19 protein-coding genes are annotated in these 23,927 nt (G+C 73.3%); 4 read left to right on the top strand and 15 right to left on the bottom strand.

Translation table 11 applies throughout. From position 1 onward, the window contains the following. Positions 1–3 precede the first annotated feature (3 nt). From OO60_RS40830 to OO60_RS40805, 6 genes are all read right to left on the bottom strand, one after another. Positions 4–1,215 (bottom strand): ROK family transcriptional regulator, encoded by a 1,212-nt coding sequence (locus OO60_RS40830; protein WP_003092513.1) that lies wholly within the window; start codon positions 1,213–1,215, stop codon positions 4–6. Positions 1,216–1,446: 231 nt separating this feature from the next. Next, positions 1,447–2,466, bottom strand: a complete 1,020-nt coding sequence (nudC, locus tag OO60_RS40825; RefSeq protein ID WP_003092508.1) for an NAD(+) diphosphatase — start codon at positions 2,464–2,466, stop codon at positions 1,447–1,449. Continuing rightward, complete coding sequence (locus tag OO60_RS40820; RefSeq protein ID WP_003092506.1) at positions 2,466–3,845, bottom strand: M16 family metallopeptidase; 1,380 nt, start codon at positions 3,843–3,845, stop codon at positions 2,466–2,468. Before OO60_RS40820 ends, nudC begins: the two co-directional genes overlap by 1 nt. Next, positions 3,842–5,134 (bottom strand): M16 family metallopeptidase, encoded by a 1,293-nt coding sequence (locus OO60_RS40815; RefSeq protein ID WP_003092504.1) that lies wholly within the window; start codon positions 5,132–5,134, stop codon positions 3,842–3,844. Before OO60_RS40815 ends, OO60_RS40820 begins: the two co-directional genes overlap by 4 nt. A 63-nt stretch (positions 5,135–5,197) precedes the next feature. Then, positions 5,198–6,709, bottom strand: a complete 1,512-nt coding sequence (locus OO60_RS40810; RefSeq protein ID WP_051767961.1) for a DUF2207 family protein — start codon at positions 6,707–6,709, stop codon at positions 5,198–5,200. Positions 6,710–6,711: 2 nt separating this feature from the next. Further along, positions 6,712–8,418 carry a DUF2207 family protein gene (locus tag OO60_RS40805; RefSeq protein ID WP_033263401.1) on the bottom strand — a complete coding sequence of 569 codons (1,707 nt, stop codon included), beginning with the start codon at positions 8,416–8,418 and terminating at the stop codon, positions 6,712–6,714. A gap of 314 nt (positions 8,419–8,732) precedes the next feature. On the opposite strand from OO60_RS40805, the gene OO60_RS40800 reads away from it, so the two are divergent. Next, positions 8,733–9,869, top strand: coding sequence for a neutral zinc metallopeptidase (locus OO60_RS40800; protein WP_003084325.1), 1,137 nt, complete (start codon positions 8,733–8,735; stop codon positions 9,867–9,869). Here the strand turns inward: OO60_RS40800 and OO60_RS40795 are convergent. After that, positions 9,866–10,807, bottom strand: coding sequence for an RDD family protein (locus OO60_RS40795; protein WP_003084328.1), 942 nt, complete (start codon positions 10,805–10,807; stop codon positions 9,866–9,868). The two genes, OO60_RS40800 and OO60_RS40795, sit on opposite strands and share 4 nt — an antisense overlap. Before the next feature lie 33 nt (positions 10,808–10,840). Here OO60_RS40795 and OO60_RS40790 point away from each other — a divergent pair, with 33 nt between their 5' ends. Then, on the top strand, positions 10,841–11,848 hold the full coding sequence (locus OO60_RS40790; RefSeq protein ID WP_003084330.1) for a stage II sporulation protein M: 1,008 nt from the start codon (positions 10,841–10,843) through the stop codon (positions 11,846–11,848). On the opposite strand, the gene OO60_RS40785 is transcribed toward OO60_RS40790, so the two are convergent. From OO60_RS40785 to OO60_RS40765, 5 genes are read right to left on the bottom strand one after another with little or no spacing between them, the layout of a single operon-like run. Further along, positions 11,845–13,137 carry a DUF58 domain-containing protein gene (locus tag OO60_RS40785; RefSeq protein ID WP_003084332.1) on the bottom strand — a complete coding sequence of 431 codons (1,293 nt, stop codon included), beginning with the start codon at positions 13,135–13,137 and terminating at the stop codon, positions 11,845–11,847. The genes OO60_RS40790 and OO60_RS40785 overlap by 4 nt on opposite strands. Before the next feature lies 1 nt (position 13,138). Continuing rightward, positions 13,139–14,104 (bottom strand): AAA family ATPase, encoded by a 966-nt coding sequence (locus OO60_RS40780; RefSeq protein ID WP_003084343.1) that lies wholly within the window; start codon positions 14,102–14,104, stop codon positions 13,139–13,141. Continuing rightward, positions 14,101–15,243 (bottom strand): DUF4350 domain-containing protein, encoded by a 1,143-nt coding sequence (locus tag OO60_RS40775; protein ID WP_003084347.1) that lies wholly within the window; start codon positions 15,241–15,243, stop codon positions 14,101–14,103. Before OO60_RS40775 ends, OO60_RS40780 begins: the two co-directional genes overlap by 4 nt. Continuing rightward, entirely contained in the window at positions 15,240–15,881 is a 642-nt protein-coding gene (locus OO60_RS40770; RefSeq protein WP_033263378.1) for a DUF4129 domain-containing protein, read from the bottom strand. Before OO60_RS40770 ends, OO60_RS40775 begins: the two co-directional genes overlap by 4 nt. After that, on the bottom strand, positions 15,875–17,071 hold the full coding sequence (locus tag OO60_RS40765) for a hypothetical protein (protein ID WP_003080096.1): 1,197 nt from the start codon (positions 17,069–17,071) through the stop codon (positions 15,875–15,877). The genes OO60_RS40770 and OO60_RS40765 overlap by 7 nt, the downstream gene beginning before the upstream one ends. Positions 17,072–17,321: 250 nt before the next feature. On the opposite strand from OO60_RS40765, the gene OO60_RS40760 reads away from it, so the two are divergent. Further along, complete coding sequence (locus tag OO60_RS40760) at positions 17,322–18,347, top strand: neutral zinc metallopeptidase (RefSeq protein ID WP_003080099.1); 1,026 nt, start codon at positions 17,322–17,324, stop codon at positions 18,345–18,347. On the opposite strand, the gene OO60_RS40755 is transcribed toward OO60_RS40760, so the two are convergent. Continuing rightward, positions 18,340–18,759 carry a hypothetical protein gene (locus OO60_RS40755; RefSeq protein ID WP_003080101.1) on the bottom strand — a complete coding sequence of 140 codons (420 nt, stop codon included), beginning with the start codon at positions 18,757–18,759 and terminating at the stop codon, positions 18,340–18,342. The genes OO60_RS40760 and OO60_RS40755 overlap by 8 nt on opposite strands. Positions 18,760–18,840: 81 nt before the next feature. After that, a complete protein-coding gene (locus OO60_RS40750) occupies positions 18,841–19,920 on the bottom strand; it encodes a potassium channel family protein (RefSeq protein ID WP_033263377.1) in 1,080 nt (359 codons plus the stop codon). Between the two features lie 79 nt (positions 19,921–19,999). Here OO60_RS40750 and OO60_RS40745 point away from each other — a divergent pair, with 79 nt between their 5' ends. Continuing rightward, positions 20,000–20,368 carry a DoxX family protein gene (locus tag OO60_RS40745; protein ID WP_033263376.1) on the top strand — a complete coding sequence of 123 codons (369 nt, stop codon included), beginning with the start codon at positions 20,000–20,002 and terminating at the stop codon, positions 20,366–20,368. A 53-nt stretch (positions 20,369–20,421) separates the two neighbouring features. On the opposite strand, the gene OO60_RS40740 is transcribed toward OO60_RS40745, so the two are convergent. Further along, positions 20,422–23,658, bottom strand: coding sequence for an ATP-dependent helicase (locus tag OO60_RS40740; RefSeq protein WP_033263399.1), 3,237 nt, complete (start codon positions 23,656–23,658; stop codon positions 20,422–20,424). Positions 23,659–23,927 lie beyond the last annotated feature (269 nt).

Genomic DNA, 23,927 nt, shown 5'->3' with positions numbered 1-23,927 from the left:
TCCTCATCGGTTGGGGCTACTCGGTCGGGGACGGGTGCTGTCGCCCTCGGGCCTGCGCGACCCGAGGAGCGTGGGGGTGACGACGCCGAAGACGTCCTCACGGGTGGTGGCGAGCGCGGACTGGAGAGCGCCCGCGCGGACGGCGTTGCCCTGCACGGACGCGCACCCGACGGGCGTGCGCGGCAGGACCAGCTGGTGCAGCTTCTCCTGGACGAGCGCGGCGAAGTCCACGCCGCCGGCGCGGCTGGTGTCACCGCAGAGGAGCACGAGCTGCGGGTCGGCGACGGCGACGAGGTTGGCGACGCCGCCGGCGACCCTCCTGGCGAGATCGTGCCGGAAGGGATGGTCCGGTCCGGTCTTCGCCACGGCTTCCCAGGCGGTGTCGGCCTGGATCCCGTGGGCGGCGGCGAGGCGGCAGATGGCGGGCGAATCGACGAGGTTGCCGAACCGGGCGCCGGCCTCGGGCCAGACGTCCCCGGTGTCCTTGGTGGCGGGATCGGGGACGCGCATCCAGTCGATCTCACCGCCCCCGCCGGTGGCACCACGCAGCAGCCGCCGTCCGATGACGACCGCGCCGCCGACGCCTTCGGACAGCCACACCATGACGAAGTCGTCGACGTCCTGGGCCTGCCCGACGGTCATCTCCTCGACGGCGACCAGGTTGACGTCGTTCTCGATCAGGACGTCGACGCCGAGTTCGTCGGACAGCTTCTGCGGGACGTCGAAGCCGAGCCAGCCGGGGATGTGCGGCGCGGAGGAGAGCAGGCCGGTCCGCGGATCGAACGCCCCCTGCGCGCCGATCACGACGTGGGCCAGGTCTTCCCGGCGGATCCCGGCTTCTTCGGCAACCCGCTGGAGGGCTTCGCCGAAGGTCCCGACGACGTCGGCGCCTTCGTGGACGGGCAGCGGAGTCCGGTACTCGGCGAGCACGACCCCGGCAACATCGGCAACGACGAAGTCGGCCAGGTGCGGCGTGAGATCGACGGCGGCGACGAAGGCGAGGCTGCCGTTGGCCGCCCAGAGCTGGGCGCGGGGTCCCCGGCCACCACCCCGGACACCGGCCTTGGTGACGAGGTTGTCCTGCTCGAGCCGGGTGAGCAGCTGCGCGGTGGCGGGCTTCGAGAGTCCGATGGCGAGCTCGAGTTCGGCACGCGTGAGGGGCCCTTCGCGGAGAAGGACCTCGATGGCGGCGCGATCGTTGATCTCGCGCAGCATCCGCGGACTGCCGGCTCGCACTCGACGTCTCCCGACTTAATTAGGATACTTTACAGACGGTTTCCGGGGACTGTAGTGAGCCGGGGCACAGCCGTCAACGGGCTCGGTGAAACGGCCAGGTAACGCTTGGGGCCGCGCTGAGCCACCTGGCGGTAACGTGCGCGGAGCGCAACGAAAACGGCCCCGGCGGGTAGCCAGGACCGTCTCGTGGTCGCGCTCAGTGGCGGGTGGTTACTCCTCCGCGTCCGCCCAAGCCTTCAACATCACGCGGGCGATCGACGAGTTCCCCGGCAAGATGATCTCCGCCGCCCCGTCTGCGATCGGTGTCGGCTTCGAGCCTTCCCCGCGTACCGCGCTGTTCTCGAACGCCGCGCGCACCTCCGCCCGCGACACCCACAATGCCTCTTCGATCTCGCCGTCCGCCGGCACCAAAGCCGCAGACCTGTCCGCCCGCGCCGTGAAGCCCAGCATGATCGAGCGCGGGAACGGCCACGGCTGGCTGCCCAGGTACCGCACGTCCGACACCACCGCGCCCACCTCCTCGCGGATCTCCCGGACCACGCACGCCTCCAGGGACTCCCCCGCCTCGACAAACCCCGCCAAGACCGAATACCGCCCCGCCGGCCAGATCGGCTGGCGCGCCAGCAGCACGTGCGAGCCGTTGGTTCCCTCGAGGGAATGGACCAGGCAGATCACCGCCGGGTCCGTTCGCGGGTACTCCTCGCGGCCGCAGCCCGTGCACTTGCTCGCCCAGCCGAACTGGACCAGCTCCGTCTCACTCCCGCAGCGGGTGCAGAACTTCGCCTGGCGGCGCCAGAAGCGCAACGCCTGCGCCGTCGTGAACAGGCCGGCCGACGTGTCGTCCAGCAGGTCTCCGTAGCCGCGCAGCTCGACCCAGACCTCGCCGTCCGCGCGGGGGACCTCCTCCACGAAACCCCAGCTGCCCGCCATCTTCACCGTGTCGGCCTCGCCCGATGGCCCGCCGGGCAGCGACCAGTAGTCGACGTCCTGCCACTCGCCGAGGAACACCGCGTCGGCCGGGGGTGCCGAACCGAAGTCGATCGCCTTGCGGAACGCCAGTGTCGACGCCCCTTCGACCACCGGGGTGCGCCCGGTGTCGTCCAGGAGGACGACCCGGGCGTCGGGCCACCGCGACACCAGCCGCGCCGGGTTGGTGCGCAGGTCCTCCTGACGGTCCACTGTGGACCGCGAAAGCGTCGGCAGCGCACCGAGGGTGAACGGGACGGACATCAGGCCGGCTCGCCCACGACGACGTCGCCGAGCGCGTGCAGCTTGCGTTCCAGCACCGCCGCGTCGCCGACCACCACGCCGGTGAACCGCTTGGGCGCGAAGTACTTCAGCGCCGCTTCCGCGACGTCGTCGGCCGTCACCGCCGCCACCCGCGCCGGGTGCTCGTTCAGCCACTCCAGGCCGAGCCCGGTCGAGGCCAGCGCCAGCACCTGCCCGGCCAGCCCCGCCTGCGACGACGTCGACGTCAGCAGCGAGCCGATCGCGTACTGCCGCACCGATTCCAGCTCGTCGCCCGACGGCGGCACCTGGCCGAGGCGGCCCAGCTCGTACCGCGTCTCCAGCAGTGCGGGGGCCGTCGCGTCGGTCGCGGTGTCCGCGTCGACGTTGACCACCGCTGTGCCGTCGGTGAACTCGAAGCCGGAGTGCGCGGAGTACGTGTACCCCTTGTTCTCGCGGATGTTCTCCACCAGCCGCGACGAGAAGTACCCGCCGAAGGCCAGGTTCGCCAGCTGCAGCGCCGCGTAGCCCGGGTCCGTGCGCGGCACGGTCTGCGCCGAGAGCCGGATCTGCGACTGCACTGCACCCGCGCGCGGCACCAGCAGCACGTCCGGCCCGGTCAGGTCCGGCAGCGGCGGCAGCCGGACGGCGGAGCGGTCCGACGCCCAGCCGCCGAGCACCTTCTCCAGCTCGCCGATCACCCCGGCCGGGTCGAGGTCGCCGACCAGCACCATGACCGAACCCCGCGGCAGCACGGACGCCTGGTGCAGCGCCCGGACCTGCTCCGGCGTCACGACCGCGACGTCTTCGGCGCGCGGGACCTCGCGCGTCGCCGGGTGGTCGCCGTAGCGGTGCTTCTGCAGGGCCTCCCGCGCGATCGTGCGCGGCTGCGTGCGCGAGACGGCGATCCGCTCGACCAGCCGCTCCTTCTCGCGCGCGATCTCCTCGTCGGCGTAGGTCGCCCCGGTGAGGACGTCGCCGAACACGTCGAGGAACGTCGGCAGCTTGTCGGCCAGCGCGGAGCCGGTGAGCACCAGGCGTTCCGGGTCGACGCCGGCGCCGATGTCGCCGCCGATCAGGGCCAGCTCGGCATCGATTTCGATGCGGTTGCGGCGGCCGGTGCCGGTCAGGATCGTCTCGGCGAGCACCTCGGCCGTGGCCGGGTGCAGCGCGTCGTCGCCCGCGAACGGGATCCACAGCCGGGCCTCGACCATCGGCACGGTCGCCTTGCGCACGGCCAGCACGCGCAGGCCGTTGCCCAGCTCGGTGTCCACATGGGACAGGTCGGCGGCGGCCCGCTGCTCACCGAGCGGCGGCAGCGGCCGCGGCCCCCGCGCGGTGCGGCCGATCTCCTCCGCGCTGCGGTGCGTTGCTGAAGTCACTGCTCGTTGTTCCCTTCCGAAGCGGGCTTGACCACCAGCACGGCGCGCGCGTCCGGGCGCAGCGCCTTCGCCGCCGCCGAAACGGCTTCCGCGGTGACGGCGGACATCCGGTCCGCGAGCCGGTACACCAGCGACGCGTCGCCGTAGAGCAGTTCGAACGAGCCGAGGGCCAGCGTCCGCGACACCAGCCTGTCGTGCTCGGAGTGCAGGCTCGCCGTCCAGCGGGCGGTGACCTTGCGCAGCTCCTCCTCGCTCGGCGGCGTCTCGGCGAGCTTCTCCAGCTCGTCGTCCAGCGCGGCCAGCACGCGCTCGCGGGACACCTCGTGCGGGTGGATCAGGGTGATGGTGAAGGTGTCCGGGTCGCGGGCCTCGAACGGCCCGAACAGCCCGGCGCCGGCGCCGATGTCGACGACGAGGGGCTCGCGGTGCACCAGCCGCTGCTGCAGGCGGGAGCCGTCGCCGTCGGTGAGCACGCCGGCCAGCACGAGGTAGGCCAGGTAGCTGTCGACGTCGTTGATCGGGTCCGGCATCCGGTAGCCGATGCCGAGCGCGGGCAGCGGGGCGTGCGCGTCCTCGACCTCGCCGTGCAGCTGCGTGGTCGGCAGCGGCTCGGCGAACGACGGCCGCTGCGGCGCCGGCCGGTGCGGGACGTCGCCGAAGTGCTCCTCGATCAGCTTCTTCGCGTTGTCCACTTCGAAGTCGCCCGCCACCGTGAGGACGGCGTTCGCGGGCGAGTAATAGGTGTCGAAGAACGCCGCGCAGTCGTCGACCGTGGCGCTTTCGAGGTCCTCGAAGCCGCCGTAGCCGTTGTGCGCGTTGGGGAACGTCGAGTACAGCACCGGCGGCAGGGTGATCCACGGGAACCCGCCGTAGGGCCGGTTCAGCACGTTGAGCCGGATCTCCTCCTTGACGACGTCGATCTGGTTCGCCAGGTTCTCCGCCGTCAGCTTGGGCGCGCGCATCCGGTCGGCTTCGAGGAACAGCGCGCGTTCGAGCGCGGCGCTCGGGAGCACCTCGAAGTAGTCGGTGTAGTCCGGGTGGGTGGACCCGTTGAAGGTCCCGCCGCTGGACTGCACGTGCCGGAAGTGCGCGAGTTTCTCGAGGCTCTCCGAGCCCTGGAACATCAGGTGCTCGAAGAGGTGCGCGAAACCGGTGCGCCCCTCCGGCTCGGAACGGAAACCCACGTCGTAGTGCACGCTGACGCCGACCACCGGCGCGGTCGCGTCGGGGGCGAGAACCACCCTCAGACCGTTGTCGAGGGTGTATCGGACGAGCTCGGGATCGGCCATGGCCCCACCCTACGACGCCACCGCCCGTCCCGGCGTCCCGGCTCGTGAGTGGTAAGGCGCGTTCTAACGCGCCTTACCACTCACGACGTCCTTGAGGTGACCGCGGTGGGCGGCGGCGAACGTCCCCGCCAGCGTCGTCGCGAAGGATCCGGCCTGGTCAGGGGTGACGTCGCCGGCGTGCCAGTAGACCGGCGGCGGGGTCTTGAGGGCGTCGAAGGCGGCCACCCACGGGGCTAGTTCGCCCAGAGCGAGCGCGTACGGCAGGCCGCGGGAGAAGGCCAGCTCGCGCTGCGGCTTGGCCAGGTCCTTCACCCGGATCTCGGTGACGCCGCGGAGCCGGCGTGCGACCTCGGCGCCCGCTCGCCGCCGCGCGGGCAAGGCGGCCGACGTGGCGACGGCGGCGACCCCGGCCAGCGCGAGGATCACGCCGAGCTGGGCGTACCCGGCGGTCAGGGCCAGCAGGACGGTGAGAAACACGCCGTAGCAGCCGATCCGGACCCCCGCCCGGCGGAGCCGCCCCGTCGCGAACCAGCCGCGCCGGACGACCTCGGCGGCCAGCTCGGCGCGGGGGACTTCGACGTGCCGCTGCCGCAGCTCGGCGAGGGTCACCGGCTCGTCCGGCACGACGGCCTCGTACACCGCACGTTCGAAGGCGGTCAGGTGCTCGTCGGGCGGGTTGCGCCGCGCCAGTGCCGGGCCGTCGCTCACCCAGAGGTAGTTGCGGACAGCGAGGTCCAGCACGGTCGCGGCCAGGTCGAGCGGCCCGGCCCGGCCGCGCAGGAGGACGCCGACGTGCCCCGGCAGCACCCCGGCGGGCGACGCGAACTCCCCCGTCGCTTCCCCGTGGAAGCCGCCATCCGGTGCCTTCACGTGACGGCGGCGGGCAAGGAGGACCCAGCCGGCCGCGGCCAGGAGGAGCACGCCGAAGGCCGCCCACGCCCAGGCGACCGGGGCCGTGAGTACGAACGCGCCGGCGAACGTCTTCGCCGGGACGAGGACCTCGTTGGCCGGGACGGTTCCCGCGGGCAGCTCGACGGTCGCCGTCATCCGGGCGCCCGCGGCGAGGTTCTGCTGGCTGAACCGGGTCAGCCCGGCGTGGTCGATCTGCGCGGCGCCGCACGGCAGGTCGCCGACGACGCAGTCGACGGCGACCGGGATCTTCGGGGCCGCGAAGGAGGCGCGGAGGAACTTCAGCTCGGCGCTCCAGCCGCCGGCCGGCTCCCAGGTGACGCGGTCGCCGGCCACCGCACCGTCCACTGTGTACCGGACGATCGAGGTGCCCGCGGTGAGGTGGACGGTGAAGGTGTCCTCGTCGACGTTCGCCGTCCCGCTGCCTTCCAGGACGACGTCCCGGACGCCGTAGACGCGGTCGCGGTGGTGCGGCGCCGGGACCCGCAGCGGGACCCGGCGGTCCATCGTCATGCCCTCGGGGACGGAGATCGCTTCGGCGACCGACAACGAGCCGTCGCGCTGGACCTTGAGCTGGACCTCGGCGCTCTGCGGCAGCGCCGGCAGGGGCGGCTGGTCGACCGGGGCCGCGGTCAGGACGAGCGCCAGGAGCGCCCCGGCGAACACGGTCAGCGGGCCGCGGCGGCGGTGAGCACGCCGTCGAGCGCGGTCAGGAACGACGGGAAGTGCGCGCCGAACCGGCGCAGGTCGGACTCGGCCTCCATGCCGCCGTACCAGTACAGCCCGGCCGAGCCGTCGGCCGACGGGTTCAGCGCGGCGAAGGTGCCGAGCCAGCGTTCGGTGTCGCCCAGCACCACCGCGTACGGCAGCGAACGGGAGAAGACGAGCTCGCGGTCGCCGGGCGGGATGTCCTCGGCCCGGGCGGTGTGCAGGTAGTCGAGCAGCCCGCGGACCTGACCCACCAGGGCCCGGCCGCGGGCGGTGCGCGACGGCAGCAGCGCGGCCACCGCGGCGACGGCGAGCCCGGCGAGCGCGACGGCGACGCCGAGCAGCGCGTACCCGACGGTGAAGGTGAGCACGGCGGTGGCGACCAGGCCGGCGGTGAACACGCCGGCGCCGAGCCAGGTCAGCCGGCCGCGGGCGGTGTCCGGGCGGCGGGAGAACCAGCGCTTGGTGACGACGTCGGCGTACATCGCGTCGCTGATCCGGCGCAGGTCGAGCCCGCCGCGGGCGCGCAGCTGCGACACCAGCACGGTGTCGGTGCCCGGCGGCAGCAGCGTTTCGTAGACCGCCCGCTCGAAGTCGTGCAGGTGCTCGTCCGGCGGGTTGCGGCGGGCGAGCTGCCAGTCGGGCCCCGGGACCTCCGCCAGCCACAGGTAGTTGCGGACGGCGAGGTCGACGACGGTGGCGCTGATGTCGACGACGTCGACGGTCTCGTCGACGACCGTGCCGACCTGGCCGGGCAGCACGCCGTCGGGGCTGGCGAAGAAGACCCGGCCGCCGTCGCGCAGGAGGACCTCGACCGGCCCGGTGGCGGCGTGCAGCGCACCGGCGTCCTGCTTGCGGCGCCGCCAGACGAAGAGCGAGGCCGCCACGAGGAAGGCGAGCAGGACGGCGAAGGCGATCCCGGCCGGCGGCGTCAGCGCGAAGGCGTTGGCGAGCAGGCCGATGGCGGCGAACTTCGCGGTGGCGGGTGCGGTGTTCGCGGGCAGGCCGACGAGCAGGTCGACCCGGTCGCCGGGCCGGACGTCGTTCTGTTCGAGGCGCACGACCCCGGTGTGGTCGAGCTCGGCGAGGGTGCAGCGACGGCTCGAACCGACCGGGCCGGCGAAACAGTCCACAGGGGACAATTGCGGCGTCGGGGCGAGGAAGGACGCGGTCACCTTGGCGACCGGGGTGTCGAAGCCGCTCGCGACCTGCCACCGGGCCTGCTGGCGGCCGGCCAGGTCGGCGACGGCGCCGTCGACGGTGTAGGTGACCGACGACGTGCCGCCGGGGAAGGTGAGGACGAGCTGGTCGCCGGTGAGCGCGCTGGTGGCGCCTTCGGTCTTGACGTCGCCGACGGCGAAGACGCGGTCCTGGTCGTCGCTCGCGGGCACCCGGAGCGGCACGCGGGAGACGAGCTGCTGCCCGCCGGGCACGGTGACGTGTTCGGTGACGGAAAGGGTGCCGTCGCGGAGGACCTTGAGGGCGACTTCGGCGGTGGTGCCCGCGGGCGGCTGGACGTCCTGCCCGGTGAGCAGCTGGGGTTTCTTGATCTGGTCTTCGGGCAGATCGGGCAGGACGGGCCCGGCGGAGGGCCCCTGCGCGGCGGCCGGCCCGGCACCCAGCACGGCGGCCGCAACGGCGATCGCGGCGGCGGCCCCCCATTTCATCGACACAGCACCACACCCTAGAGCAACCGATCTATGCTGACGCCCGGAACGGCGCGATCACCGCAGGTACGCCGCTTCCGACGGGGAAATCGCACGGGGGGTTCCACTCGATGACGCACGGCCCGCAGGGTCCTGGTCCGCATGACCCGCGCCGCCAGCCGCCACCGGGGGCGCGGCCGCTGCCGCCACCGGGGGTCAGGCCGCTGCCGCGGGGCGGACAGCCGCCGAGACCCGCCGGTCCGCTGCCGGGTCGCCCACCGCAGTTTCCGCAAGGTCCGCCGCCGCGCCCCGGCGGTTTCGGTGGACCGCCGAGCGTGCCCTTCGGCTATCCCGCGCCGCCGCCCGCCCGCGCTCCCCTGCCGCCGCCGAGTGCCGCTCCGCCCCCGGTCTTCGCCCCGCACTACGCGCCTCCGCCGTCCTTCGGGCCGCGGTTCGCTCCCGGCTACCGGCCCTACGTCGCCAAGAAGTCGAACACCGGGGTGATCGTCGCCGTCGCCGTCTTCGCGATCGTTGCCGTGGCCGGGGGCCTGGTCGCCGCCGTTGCCCTCTCCGGGCACCGCACGCAGCACGTCGCCGACGCCGGGTACTCCAGCACCTACCCCACCACCTCCGACGAACCCACCACCGAAGCGACCACCTCGGCCACCACGTCGTCGACCGAAGAAACCACCCGTAGCACCGAGCGCCGGACCCCGACCTCGCAGCCGCCCGCCGGTCCGCGGTCGGTCGCGGCCACCGGGGACAACCCGCTCTTCGCCCGCGCCGACTACGGCCTGCAGAACATCCCGTGCTCGCTGAGCCGGTGGGCCACCGACCAGAACAGCGCCACGAGGTTCTTCCAGTCCGGCATCGGCTGCCTCGACGCGATGTGGTCACGCATGCTCGACGGCGCGGACCTGCCGTTCCGGACCCCGAACCTGGCCGTCCCGCGGTCGCTGTCGGAGTCGTCGACGCCGTGCGGCAGCGGCGGCACCACCACCGGTGTCACACCCTTCTACTGCCCCAGCAACAACACCATCTACATGCCGATGGACCGGATCGAAATCGAGACGTGGGGCAACCACCCCGGCCCGTACCTGTCGATCCTCGCCCACGAATACGGCCACCACGTGCAGAACCTGGCCGGCATCTCCGAGGCGTACGGCAACCAGCGCTACGACGCGGGCGCCGACTCGGCGGCCGGGCTGGAACTGTCGCGGCGCATGGAACTCGAGGCGCAGTGCTTCTCGGGCATGTTCCTCGGCTCGGCCTCGGTTTCGGGCGGCTCGGTCGACAAGAACCTCTACAACGAAGCCTGGAACGCCCAGGACCGCGGCGACGACTACGCCCGCAACGGCAAACGCGACCACGGCAGCGCCAAGCACAACACGTCCTGGTGGCAGCACGGGGCCACCAGGAACCGCAACCAGCAGTGCAACACGTGGCTCTCGCCGTCGAGTGACGTGTCCTAACTCGGTGGCGTGAACGGGTTTTCGACGGGCACCGCGGTCCCGGACGGCGGTGTCGGCGGCTCCGCCGGTGCGGCGCCCGGCTGCGGAACGGCCGCCGGGTATCGCCCGCCGGCGAAGCCCGGTCCCGCGTACCCGGCACCGCCCGGTGCTCCCGGCACCCCCGGCGCCGCGTACCCGCGGAACGCGCGGGCGTGGTCCCGGTTGCGCCGCTCGGCCAGCACCGCCGCCAGGAACGCCCACGGCGGCACCTCCGGCGGCACCGGCGTCCCCAGCGCGTTGCCGACCTGCTGCGCCAGTCCCCAGCCGAGGGCGTGCGACGCCTCCGGCCGCAGCTCGCTGAACCGGGCGAGGAACTGGCGGCTCGCCAGGGCCAGGTCGTCCGGGAGGCGGGTCAGGTCGAGCTGCGCCGCCCAGCCCTCCAGGCCCGGCGGCATGGTGATCGCCGCGTAGCCCGCGCTGGCCGGGACGCGCTCGCGGACCACCAGCGTGCCGGCCAGGAAGTCGCCGACGCGGCGGCCGTTCGACGAGCACAGCGACACGATCACCGCGACCGCGCCGAACAACCCCAGCGCCCAGAAGTCCACGACGAACCCGGCCAGGCCGCGCACCAGCGCGTGGCGGAAGCGGATCGGGCCGCCGTCGACGCGGACCACCCGCAGGCCCACCGCCAGCTTGCCCAGCGACCGGCCGCGCGAAAGCGTCTCGAACACCACCGGGTAGCCGACCATGACCAGCACCGTGCACACCAGCAGCAGGGCCACGAAGAGCCCTTCGTCGGTCTCGGGCAGTGCGAAGGCCAGCACCATGGCCAGCCCGACCAGCGCCGCGAACTGCAGGAGCACGTCCAGCGCCATCGCCAGCGCGCGGCTGGCGAGCTTGGCCACCCGCAGGTCGAGGACGACCGCTTCGCCGGTGACCAGCTCCGATTCCTCGTGCACGAAGCCCAGCGTAACGACGGATAGGGTGGGGCCGTGGATGTGGACGTCTTCGTCGCTTCGCACGCGGCGGAGTGGAACCGGCTCGGCGAGCTGACGCGCCGCGGCGGCAAGCTGACCGGGCCCGAAGCCGACGAGCTGGTGACGCTCTACCAGCGGGCCGCGACGCACCTGTCGATCGTCCGGTCGGTGGCGCCGGACCCGGCGCTGGTCGGCCGGCTGTCCGGGCTGGTCGCCCGTGGCCGGTCGGCGGTCGCCGGGTCGCACAGCCCCGCGTGGCGGGAGGTCGCCCGGTTCTTCACGCGCCGGTTCCCGGCCGCGGTCTACCTGTCCCGGCGGTGGTGGATCCCGGCCGCGCTCGTGTCGATCGCGGTGATGGCGGTGATCGCCGTCTGGATCGCGCGCGACCCGGTGGTGCGGGCGTCGATCGCGTCGCCGGACGAGCTGAACGCGCTCACCAAACCCGGCGGCGAAGCCGAAAGCTACTACTCGACGGGCCCGGCGGCGTCGTTCGCGGCGCACGTCTGGACGAACAACGCCTGGGTGGCGGCGACCTGCCTGTTCCTCGGCATCGCGCTGGGCCTGCCGGTGATCGGCGCGCTCTGGCTGAACTCGCTCAACGCCGGGCTGATCATCGGCGCGATGAGCGCGGCCGGCCGCGGCGACGTGATGATCGGCCTCCTGCTCCCCCACGGCCTCCTGGAGCTGACCGCGGTGTTCGTCGCGGCGGGCACCGGACTGAAGCTGGGCTGGACGGTGATCGACCCCGGCCGCCGGTCCCGCACCGCGGCGCTGGCCGAGCAGGGCCGGTCGGTGGTCGTGATGGCGCTCGGGCTGACGTGCGTGCTGTTCGTGTCGGGGGTCATCGAGGCGTTCGTGACGCCGTCGGGCTGGCCGACGTGGCTGCGCGTGGGCATCGGCGCGCTCGTCGAAGTGCTGTTCCTGGTCTACGTGTTCACGCTCGGCCGCCGCGCGGCGAAGGACGGCGAGACCGGCGACCTCGAGGCCCGCGACGCCGGAGACGCCTTGCCCGAAGCGGCCTAAAGCCTTCCCGCGGCCTTCAGGGCCAGGTACCGGTCCGCCAGCGCCGGCGGCAGTTCCTCCGGGACCGCGTCGACCACGCTCACGCCGTGCCGGGCCAGCCGCTCGGTCACGCGCAGCCGCTCGGCCGTCGTCCGGGACGCCGAGGCCGCGTCGTAGACCGCTTCCGCGTCGCCGCGGCCCGCCAGCATCTCCGCCACCCGCGGGTCCGCCACCGACGCCACCACCAGCTCGTGCCGCGCGGTCAGCGAGCTCAGCACCGGGAACAGCCCCTCCTCCAGCGGCGCCGCGTCCAGGCCGGTCAGCAGCACGACCAGCGCGCGACGGCGGGTGCGCTTGAGCACCTCCGCGACCATCCCGCGCGCGTCCGTCTCGACCAGCGTCGGCTCGAGCGGCGCCATCGCGTTCACCAGCGCCGTCAGCAGGGACGCCCCCGACGAACCCTGCACCGCCGCCCGCAGCCGCCGGTCGTAGGCCAGCAGGTCGACGCGGTCGCCGGCCCGGGTGGCCAGCGCGGCCAGCAGCAGCGCCGCGTCCATCGCCGCGTCGAGGCGCGGTGCGTCACCCACGCGGCCGGCCGAGACGCGGCCGGTGTCGAGCACCAGCACCACCTGCCGGTCGCGTTCGGGGCGCCAGGTGCGGACCATGACGTCCGCCGCCCGCGCGGTCGCCCGCCAGTCGATGGACCGCACGTCGTCGCCGATCACGTACTCGCGCAGCGAGTCGAATTCCGTGCCCTGGCCGCGGATCAGCACCGCGTTGCGGCCGTCCAGCTGCTGCAGCCGCGCCAGCCGCGACGGCAGGTGCTTGCGGCTGTGGAACGGCGGCAGCACGCGGACCGTCCACGGCACCTCGTGCGACCCCTGCCGCGCGGCCAGGCCCAGCGGACCCACCGACCGGACCGTCACCCGCGCCGCCGTCCGGTCCCCGCGCCGCGACGGCCGCAACGCCGTCACCAACGCTCGCCGCTCCCCCGGCGGAAGGCGCAGTGCGTGCCGGTCCGAGGCACCCGCCGAAGGCGGCCACGCGTCCCGCAGCACGCCCCGCACGGTCCGCCCGCCGGCGTTCGCGACGACCAGCGTCACCTCGCACGGCTCGCCGAGCCGCACCGAGGTGTCGCCCGACCGCCGGAACGTCAGCGCACGCACGTTCCCGGCCAGCGCCAGGTCGGCGAGGGCGAGCACCAGCAGCACCGTGCCGACCGCCAGTAACCCGGTCGCCGACGGCAGGAGCAGCCCGACCACCAGCGCGCCGAACAGCGCCAGCAGCCCGAGCCTTCCGGTGACGGCCATGTCAGCGCGGCACGGGCACGGACGCCAGCACGCGGTCCAGCACGCCGTCCGCGGTGACGCCCTCGAGCTCGGCTTCCGGCCGCACGTCCAGGCGGTGCCGCAGCGCGGGCCGGGCGAGCGCCTTGACGTCGTCGGGGGTCGCGTAGTCGCGCCCGGCGAGCCACGCCCACGCCCGGGTCACCGCGAGCAACGCCGTGGCACCACGGGGAGAGACGCCGATCCGCACCGACGGCAGCTGCCGCGTCGCCCGGCACAGGTCGACGACGTACCCGATCACCTCGGGCCCGACCGTCACCCGGGCCACGGCTTCGCGCGCGGCCGCCAGCTCCGTGGCCCCGGCGACCGCCTTGAGGCCCGCCGCGGCGAGGTTGCGCGGGTCGAAGCCCTGCGCGTGCCGCCAGAGGATGCCGATTTCGTCCTCGCGCGACGGCGCCGGCATGGTCAGCTTCAGCAGGAACCGGTCCAGCTGCGCCTCGGGCAGCGGGTAGGTGCCCTCGTACTCCACCGGGTTCTGGGTGGCGATCACGATGAACGGGTCGGGCAGCGGCCGCGACTTGCCGTCGAGGGAAACCTGCCGCTCCTCCATCGCCTCCAGCAGCGACGACTGCGTCTTCGGCGGCGTCCGGTTGATCTCGTCGGCGAGCAGCAGGTTCGTGAACACCGGCCCCTCGCGGAAGGAGAACTCGCCGCTGTGGGCGTCGTAGACGATCGAGCCGGTGACGTCGCCGGGCATCAGGTCCGGCGTGAACTGCACGCGCGTGGTCTCCAGGTCCAGCGCGGCGGCCAGGGCGCGCACCAGCAGCGTCTTCGCCACGCCGGGGACGCCTTCGAGCAGCACGTGGCCCCGGCAGAGCAGGGCCAGGATCAGCCCGGTGACCGCGGCGTCGTTGCCGACGACGGCCTTGCCGACTTCGGCGCGCAACGCGATCAGCGCGTCCCGGGCCCCCGTCGCGTTCTCGCTGGTCAAGTTCGCCCCGCCTCTCGTTCCACCCTGTCCAGTTCGCCCGCCAGCCGGACCAGCGCCGGGTCGTCCGGCACCGGCGGGCCGTGCAGCACCGCCCCGATGTCGCCCGGCGACCGGCCGGTCCGCGTGCTCACCGCCGTCACCAGCGCCTGCGCGTCGGCGTCGCGGGGCAGGCCCAGCGTCGTCCGCAGCCGGGTCCGCGCCGCTTCCCGCAGCGTCTCACCCGCGTGGCCGGCGGCTTTTCCCCGGCGGTACAACCGGGCGCGGCCTTCGGCCGTTTCGGCCGCCCGGACGACGATCGGCAGCGGCTCGGTGACCACCGGGCCGAGCCGGCGGGCCCGCCACAACGCCAGCAGCGCCACCGCGACGCCCACCTGCGCGGCGCCGTAGTACCAGCCGGCCGGGATCAGGTCGAAGATCGACCTGCGGGAGTCGTCCAGCGCCGGGTCCGAAGGGGACGGCAGGTACCAGACGAGCTTGGGGTGCGCGCCCAGCAGGTGCAGCGCCAGTGCCGCGTTGCCCTGCTCGGCGAGCCGCGCGTTGGTCAGCGGCGCCGGCGAGCCGAGCAGCGTCGTCGTGCCGCCGGTGTCGGCGAGCTGCAGCAGGGTGCCGCCGCCGTCCTCGCCGGGGTAGCACGAACGCGCGCCGGGCGCCGCGTAGCCGGTGCCACCGAGCGTGACGTCCCCCGCCGCGACCGCCGCGGCGACCGTGCACTGCGGGCTCAGGGTTCCGACGTCGCTCTGGCCCGCCGGGTGCACCAGCGGCAGCGAGTCGTGCAGCGTCCGCGGCCCCGGCGTCACCAGGACGACGTCGGCGGCCCCCGCCCGCAGCGCGTCGAACCGCTTCGCGGGCACCAGCTCGGGCTGGGCGACGAGCAGCGTCGCGTCCTTGCCGATGGCGTCGTCCGCTTCGGCCAGCGTCCGGACCGTCCGGACGTCGACGCCCTGGTCCTTCAGGAGTTTCGCGAGGGCGTGCGCGCCGCCGGGTTCGTAGGAGCCGGGTTCGAGGGCGCCGTGGGTCTGCTCGCCGCGGGCGAGCAGGAGCAGGGCACCGGCGGCGAAGATCAGCGCGAGCAGGGCGAGGGGGATGCGGGCGCCGCGCCAGATCCGGCGCAGGTCGGGCGAAACGGAAGTGGTGGTCACGAGCCCGCCATGGCGACCGGCCGCTCACGTCGGCAGCGCTCGTCGAGCTCGGTCAAGGCCTGGTAGGCCGCTTCGGTGCCTTCGCGGCCGCCGTAGTGGACATCGTCGAACAGCCGGGCCCCCTGCCGCAGCTGGTCAGCGACGCCAGGCAGCAGTACGCCCGCCTCGGCAGCGGCCTCGTCCGCCGTCCGGCCGGACCGGACGTCGAGCAGCGCGCGTTCCTCCAGGGCCCGCACGACGGCGCGGAAGCGGTCGCGGACGGCGTCGTCGAACCGGCCGGCCGCGGCGGCTTCCGCGGCCGACCGCCGGTAGTCGGCGGCGCTCCGGCGCGTCCCGCCGAAGACCACGCGGCCGGCCCGGGCGGCGCGGGCGACCTGGCCGGTCCGCAGCCGGATCACCACGACGAGCACGATCAGCAGCACGAGAATCAGCAGCACCCCGAAGATCCCGCCGGGGAAGCCTGAAGACAGGCTGTTCAGCAGCTTCTCCAGCTGCTCCCCCAGCCACTGCGCGGCCTGCTGCAGGAAGCCTGGTTTCGCGTCCCGGTACTTCGGGTCGCTCAGCTCTTCGGCAGCCGCGCGCCGCGCGGTGTCCCGGTCGATGTCGACCGGGACGTCGGTGAGCCGGAACGTCACCATGCCTGCGGCGGCTGGACCCCGGCCGCGCGGGCCAGCTCGATGTCCATGCCTTCGCGGCGCATCCGCTGGTCGAGGTAGACGATCACGGTGACCAGCGTGACGAACGGGATCGCGATGGTGCCCGCGATGATCTGCCCGGCCGAGGCCAGCAGCAGGTCACCGGTGCTCGGCACGGTCACCTTGCCCGGGTTCAGGATCTGGCTGAACACGCCGCTGCCGAGGCTGAACGGCAGGCTGATGATGCTCTCGAAGAACGACTCGATGATCTGCGCCAGCAGCAGGACGCCGAACACCCGCCAGAACGCCCCGCTGACCAGCTTGACCGACCGCGAGAACGCCTCCCGGAACGTGCCGCGCTCGAGCACCAGCGCCGGGGCGGCCAGCGCCCAGAACACCCAGGCGACCACACCCGGGATGATGCACAGCATCACGCCGACGGTGGTCAGGAGCGCGTAGACGAACGCGACCCCGAGCAGCGGCAGCAGCCGGGGCTGCACGTCGCGCCAGGCGACGGCGAAGGTGACCTCGCGGCCCAACGCGGCGCGGCCCATCACCGCGGCCATCAGGCCGGTGGTGACGGTCAGCAGCAGCGTCGAGACCAGCGTGGTCGAGACGAGCGCGAGCGCGGCGTCGCCGAACGTGCCCAGGACGGCGTCGCGCAGCTCGGTGTCGGTGGCGGCCGGGCCGAGCTGGGCCGTCGAGGCGAAGCTCTCCAGGTCTCCCAGCACGTACTTCTGGACGACGAACGTGATGGCCGCGCTGATCACCGCCACCACCGCGCCGATGCCGAGCACGAGCAGCGGGTGACGGCGGATCGCGGTGATCGCGCCGTCGAGGATGTCGCCGATGTTCAGCGGCCGCAGCGCGATCACGCCGGGCTTGCCGAGCCCGTGCGGGTTCCACCGCGGCTGCTGCCCGTACTGCGGGCCGCCGTAGGACGGCAGCTGGTTCAGCGGCTGGTTCGGCGCCTCCCAGCCCGGCGGCGGCGCGGCCGGGGTGCCGGGTGCCTCCCAGCCGGGCGGCGGCGTGGCCTGCGTGTCCGGTGCCTGCCAGCCCCGGGGTGGCGTCGCCGGTGACGGCGCGTGACCTTCGGGTTCACCCGATCCGGGGGCTGGAGCCTGGGGAACGCCCTGGCTCGGTGTCGGCGTGTCGGCGCCATCGCCGCCGGGCGCGCCACCGGTGTCTGTCATCGAAGCCCCTCGCCTGCAGTGCCTGCTTGACCACACTCTCTCAGAGGCACTTGCACCCGGCCAGACCTGGGGTGACGTCCGGTCGCCGTGACAGCACGCGCACGGACGGGTGCGAGACGACCCGTTCCCCCGATATGCTGAATGGCGGGATCGGGTACCCCCGGTCCGTACCGAGACCCTTCGGGACTGCCTAGTGACGCAACCGCCCCACGGCCAGGAACCGCCTCGCGGAACCGTCCAGCCGCCGCCGGTGCCGGGTGCGCAACCGGATCTCCCGTGGCTCGGCCGCCCGCACACCGTGGCCGCACCGAAGCGCCGGTCCCCGGCGGCCGTGATCGGCGTGTGCCTCGGCGCCGTCGCCGTGCTGGTGCTCGGGCTGGTCGCGATCGTGGCCCTCAACCGCACCGGCACGCCGCCGCTCGCGAACGCGAACTTCCGCGACGCGCCGTCGTCCCAGGACGTCCCCCCGCAGCAGCCCCCGCCCGGCGGCGCGGGTGCCCCGGCGTCGGCGTCGAGCCCCTCGACCGAGCTGTCGACGCCCAGCCCGACCGGCCCGCAGAAGGTCCTCAAGCTCGCCGACCACCCGATCCTGCAGGACCCCAACGCCGGTCTGCAGAACCGCGTCTGCACGCTGCCGGCCTGGCAGAGCACGCAGGAAGGCGCGGAAGCGTTCTTCACCGCGGCCAGCAAGTGCCTCGACGCGGCGTGGGGCCCGTTCCTCGAGGCCTACCACCTGCCGTTCACGCCGCCGTCGCTGCACTTCCCGACCGGCGCGAGCTTCGAGACCGAGTGCGGCACCATCCAGGTCGGCATCGCGACCGCCGCGTACTACTGCGAAAACAACCTGTACGTCCCGTTCCGCGGCCTGCAGACCGACCAGTACGGCAACAACCCCGGCGTCTACCTGGCCCTGTTCGCCCACGAGTACGGCCACCACGTGCAGGAGGTCGCCGGGCTGATGGACGCGGCCTGGCAGAAGATCTACGAGGCCGGCCAGAACAGCCCGGCCGGGCTGGAGATGTCGCGGCGCAAGGAACTGCAGGCCCAGTGCTTCTCCGGGATGTTCCTCGGCGCGCACGTCGACCAGGGCGGCACGATCAGCCGCGACATGTACAACAAGGCCTGGAACGACCAGGAGACCCGCGGCGACAACACCTCCCGCAGCCACGACCACGGGACGAACGCGCACTACGCGTCCTGGTGGCGGGCGGGTGCGACCAGCAACCGGATCGCCGACTGCAACACCTTCGCGGCGCCGTCGTCCGAGGTCAGCTAGCCGGTTTGGGGCGCAGCGGGATGCTCAGCCAGAGGTAGGCGAACATCCCGCCGGAGAAGCACGCGAACACCAGCAGCGCGAGCCCGAGCGGGCGGCGGGCGTCCGACGCGCCCATCGAGGTGTCCGCGGCGGTGACGGTGACCGCGCCGGCGTCCGGCAGCACGTCCGGCACGGCGACCTCGACGCGTTCGCCCTGGCCGTGCCCGCAGCCGTCGAGGGTGCCCTCGTGGACCTTCCCGGTGATGGTGAACCGCACGGTTTCCTTCGCGTCCGGCTTGTCGCACGACGCCGGTTTGGTGACCTCCGCCGGCACCGGCGCGCCGGCGGCGTCGCTGCTGATGCCCAGCAGCCCGGGCCCGGCCAGCCAGGCGAGCAGCACGACGAGCACGCCCGCCGCGGCGGGGATCGCCACCGTGGGCCACTTCAGGGCGAGGGATCGCGGGGGCACCCGGCCATGGTTCCAGATCCGGCGGGCAAAACCCAGGCGCCCTGGTTACCGCTCGATCTTCTCCGCCTGGGTGACCTTTTTGACGTAAAGCAGCTTGTCGCCCGGTTCGATGGCGTCGGCCTGCGGCGCGTCGACGCGGTACAGGACGCCGTCGCGGACCAGGCCGAGCACCAGATCGGACAGGTGCCGCGGCGAACCGCCCTCTTCGGACGGCTCGACCGGCCGCTCGGCGATCGCCAGGCCGGATTCCGGCGTGAGCAGGTCCTCCATGATGTCCACGACCAGCGGCGTCGACGTCGCCATGCCGAGCAGCCGCCCGGCCGTCTCGCTGGAGACGACGACCTGGTCGGCGCCCGACTGCTTGAGCAGGTGGACGTTCTCCGCCTCCCGCACCGACGCGACGATGTGCGCCTTGGGCGCCAGCTCCCGCGCGGTGAGCGTGACGAGCACCGCCGTGTCGTCGCGGTTCGGCGCGACCACGACCGCGCGCGCGTGCTGGACCGCGGCGACGCGCAGGACGTCGGACCGGGTGGCCGAGCCGTGCACGGCGACCAGGCCGAGCGCGCTCGCCGCGTCGAGGGCCTGCTGGTCGGTGTCGACGACGACGATCTGGCCCGGGACGGCGTTTTCGTCGCCGAGCAGCGCGTTGACGGCGGACCGGCCCTTGGTGCCGAACCCGACGACGACCGTGTGGTCGCGCACCTTCGTCCTCCACTTCTGGATCTTGAACGCCTGCCGGGAGCGCTCGGTGAGCACCTCCAGGGTGGTCCCGACCAGGACGATGAGGAAGAGCACCCGCAGCGGGGTGATCACCAGCACGTTCACCAGCCGGGCGGACGAGGTGGCCGGCGCGATGTCGCCGTAGCCGGTCGTCGACAGCGAGACGGTGGCGTAGTAGAGGCTGTCCAGCAGGGACAGGCCGTCGCCGTTGGCGTCGCGGTAGCCGTCGCGGTCGACGTAGACGATGATCACCGTGGCCAGCAGCGCGAGCAGCGCGCCGATGATCCGCTTGACGATCGACCGCAGCGGGCTGACGGTCAGCTCCGGCATCCGCAGGACGCCGACGAGCTCGTGGTCGGGCCGATCGGTGAGACTGCCCAGCGGCAACCGTTTGAGGGCCCTCATGCTGGCTCGTGTCGAGCGTCACTCACGCCCGGAGGATAGCCGAACCGGACACCGGCCCGCCGCGTGAAACGATGAGTTCATGGCAACTTCGCAACGGCCCGCGCACGTGCTGGCGGGCGCACTGGGCACGATGGGCGTCCTGCACTTCGCCGTCCCCAAGCCGTTCGACGGCCTGATCCCGTCCTCGCTGCCGGGGTCCCGCCGGGCCTGGACGTACGGCTCGGGCGTGGCGGAGCTGGCGGTGGCGGCCGCGGTCGCGACCCCGCGCACCCGCCGTCTCGGCGGCCTGGCGGCGGCCCTGCTGTTCCTGGGCGTGTTCCCGGGAAACGTGAAGATGGCGGTGGACGCCCGGCGCGCACCTGCCCCGCAGCGCGCGATCGCCTGGGCCCGCCTCCCGCTGCAGTGGCCCCTGATCGCGTGGGCCCTGAAGGTCCGCGACAACGCCTGATGCCCGCTCAAGCACGCATGATGCCCCTTCGATCACGCGTGATGCCCCGCTGATCACGCCTCGGGGATGTCCCGCAACAGGCGCTGGAGGGCTTCCGGGTCCAGCAGGTCCGCCGGGCGGATCGTGCGGTTCGCGCGGACGTAGTGGAACGCCGCCCGGACCCGCTCCACCGGGACGTCCTTCAGCGCCGCCCACGCCATCCGGTACGCCGCCAGCTGGACCGACAACGCCGGGATGCGGGACTCCGGCGGGACCGCGCCCGTCTTCCAGTCCACCACCGTCCAGCCGCCGTCCGGGTCGGCGAACACCGCGTCCATGCGGCCGCGCAGGGTGATGCCCTCGACGTCCGCCGAGAACGTCACCTCGACCGCCACCGGCACGCGGGCCGCCCACTCGCTCTTCTCGAACTCCGTCTGCAGTTCCTCGAAGTCCGCGTCGGGGGCTTCGCCGAAGTCGGCCGCGCCCGGGAGGTCGTCGATCTCGATGAGCTGGTCGCCCGCGAACCGGCGTTCCAGCCAGCCGTGGAACTCCGTGCCGCGGCGGGCGAAGCTGTTGGGTTCCACCGGGAGCGGCCGGCTCAGGTCGCCGGCCAGCCGGGCCGCGTCGTCGGCCAGGGCGACCAGCTGGCTCACCGAAAGCCGCGACGGCAGCGGGACCCGCTTGACCTGGTCGTCCTTGCGCGCCCACTCCTCCAGCAGGACGTCGGTGTCGGTCAGCCAGCCGTCGGGGTCGTCGTCCTCCTCGGCGGGCTCGGGCGGAGCGGCCATCGCCTCGGACACGAGCTCCACCCCGGTCTGCACGCCGGTGCGGCGGCCGGCCAGGGGGTCGACCGGCCAGCGCCCCGCCCGCGAGTCCGACACCAGCGGGTTTTCGTCCTCCTTGGCGGGTTCGGGCGCCCACTCGGCGAGCTGCCCGACACCGGTTTCGCGCAGGACGTCGCTGATCTCGGTGAGGAACTCCGACGGCCCCTTCGCCCGGCTGCTGCTTTCGTTCCACCAGTGCCCGGAGACGATCAGCGCGTGCTCGGACCGCGTCAGCGCGACGTAGCAGAGCCGCCGTTCCTCCGCCTGCTCCCGCTCGACGAAGCCCGCTTCGTGCAGCTCCAGTCCTTCTTGGACTTCCTTGCGGTCGTAGCCCTCGGCGATCCGCAGCTCGGGCAGGTCCTCGGCGTCGCCGCGCAACGCAGCCGGCAGCGACGTCGCGGTCCGCAGCCACGACGACGACCGCCGCCGTCCGGGGAACACCTCGTGCACCAGGTGCGGCACGGCGACGACCTCCCATTCGAGGCCCTTCGCCGAGTGCACGGTCAGCACCTGCACCCGGTCCGGCACGACCTCGACCTCGCCCGGGGTGAGCCCGTCCTCGGCGTGCGCGGCGGTGTTCAGGTAGTCCACAAAGGACAGCAGGGTCGCCGTCGGCGCCGTCTCGGCGTAGTCGGTGACGACTTCGGCGAACGCGTCCAGGTGCGCCCGTCCCGCGGATCCCGGGCGTGCCAGGGATTCGACGTCCAGGAGCATCGTGCGTTCGACGTCGGCGACGAGCTCCGGCAGCGACTGGTCGAGCCGCCGCCGCAGCGCGGCCAGCTCCCAGCCGATCCGCTTGATGCGCTTGAAGCCCTCCTCGGAGTACCGCGCCGGGTCCCCGGGCTCGTCGATGGCGTCGATCAGCCCGGCCTGCTCGACGCGCTCGGCGACGAGCTCGGGGGTGTCCGCCTTCTCCGGGCTGGAGAGCTCTCCGGCCCGGCGCCACAGCGCGGCGACGTCGGCGGCAGCGAGCCGCCAGCGTGCCCCCGTCAGCAGCCGGGCCGCCGCGCTGCCGGACAGCGGGTCGGCCAGCACCTTCAGCGTCGAAACGAGGTCCGCGACCTCGGGCTCGTCCAGCAGCCCGCCGAGCCCGACGACCTCGACGGGCAGCCCGCGCGCCCGCAGCTCGGCGGCGATCGGCGCCATGTCGGCACGGCGCCGCACGAGCACCGCGGCGGTCGGCGGCTTGCCGGTCTCCTCCTGCTGGGCGTGCCAGCGCCGCGCGACGGCCTCGGCGACCCACTCGCGTTCGGCGCGGATGTCCGGCAGCAGCGCGCACGCGATGTCCGCGGGCCCGGCGCCGTGGCGCGCCCGCAGCCGTTCGACGCCGAGACCGCGGGCCCGCAGCGGCTCGGCGATGGCGTTGGCGAGGTCGAGGATTTCGGGTGGGTTGCGGAAACTGGTCAGCAGCCCGAATTCGTGCGCGGGAACGAGCCGTTCGCCGTCGAAGCGCGGGAAGTCCGTGGTGAACCGGGGCAGGTTGGCGGCGCTGGCGCCACGCCAGCCGTAGATGGCCTGCGCCGGGTCACCGACCGCGGTGACCGGCATCGGCGGGTTCTCGACGCCGCCGAACAGCGCCCGCAGCAGCACGCGCTGGGCGTGCCCGGTGTCCTGGTATTCGTCGAGGAGGACGGCACCGTAGCGCTCCCGTTCGCCGCGCACGACCGACGGGTACCCGCCGGCCAGCTGGGCGGCAAGGGACATCTGGTCGGCGAAGTCCAGGGCGCCTTCGTTGCGCTTGCGGCGGTGGTAGTCGTCGACGAGCGGCAGCAGCGCGAGCCGGAAGTGCTGCGCCGCCATGATTTCGGTGAGTTTCTGCGGCAGCGCGGCCCGCTGCCCCTTGGCACGCGGCGCGTTTTCGATCACGCGGCACAGCCAGCTGGTGTACTCGGCGAGCTGTTCGGTCGAAACCAGGTGCTCACCGAGTTCCCCGGCCAGCGCGAGGAGGTCGGCGGTGACGGTCGGCGGGACCCGGTCGGTGTCGAGCTCGTTGTCCCAAGTGGACACAACGCGGTGCGCGATCTGCCACGACGACGTTTCGGAGAGCAGCCGGACGCCGGGCTGGACGGGCAGGCGCAGACCGTGTTCGGACAGCAGGCGCCCGGCGTAGGCGTGGTAGGTGAGGACGGTGGGTTCGCCGGCGACCACAGTGGACCGCAGGCCACCGGTCGGGTCGAGCCGGTCGAGGAGCCCGGACCCGGCGAGGCGGCGCAGCCGGGCCCGGACGCGTTCGCCGAGCTGGCGCGCGGCTTTCCGGGTGAAGGTGAGGCCGAGGACGCGGTCGGGGCTGACGATGCCGTTCGCGACGAGCCAGACGACCCGCGCGGCCATGGTTTCGGTCTTCCCGGCCCCGGCGCCGGCGACGACGAGCGAGGGTTCGACGGGCGCGGCGATGACGGTGGCCTGCTCGGGCGTGGGCCGGTGCAGGCCGAGGGCATCGGCGAGTTCGGCGGGCTCGACGGGGTTGGCGACGAGGAGCGGGCTCACGACCGCACCCCACCGCGGCACAGCAATGCCGCGAATGACTCATTCGAGACCTCGGACGTCGCGAATGACTCATTCGGGACCCCGCACGACGCGAATGACTCATTCGAGACCTCGGACGTCGCGAATGACTCATTCGAGACCTCGCACGACGCGAATGACTCATTCGAGACCTCGGACGTCGCGAATGACTCATTCGAGACCTCGCACGTCGCGAATGACTCATTCGAGACCTCGCACGTCGCGAATGACTCATTCGAGACCTCGCACGT

The organism is Amycolatopsis vancoresmycina, from assembly GCF_000716785.1.
In the GTDB taxonomy this organism is placed as follows: Bacteria; Actinomycetota; Actinomycetes; order Mycobacteriales; family Pseudonocardiaceae; genus Amycolatopsis; species Amycolatopsis vancoresmycina.
This window is presented reverse-complemented; position numbering and strand designations above follow the sequence as displayed.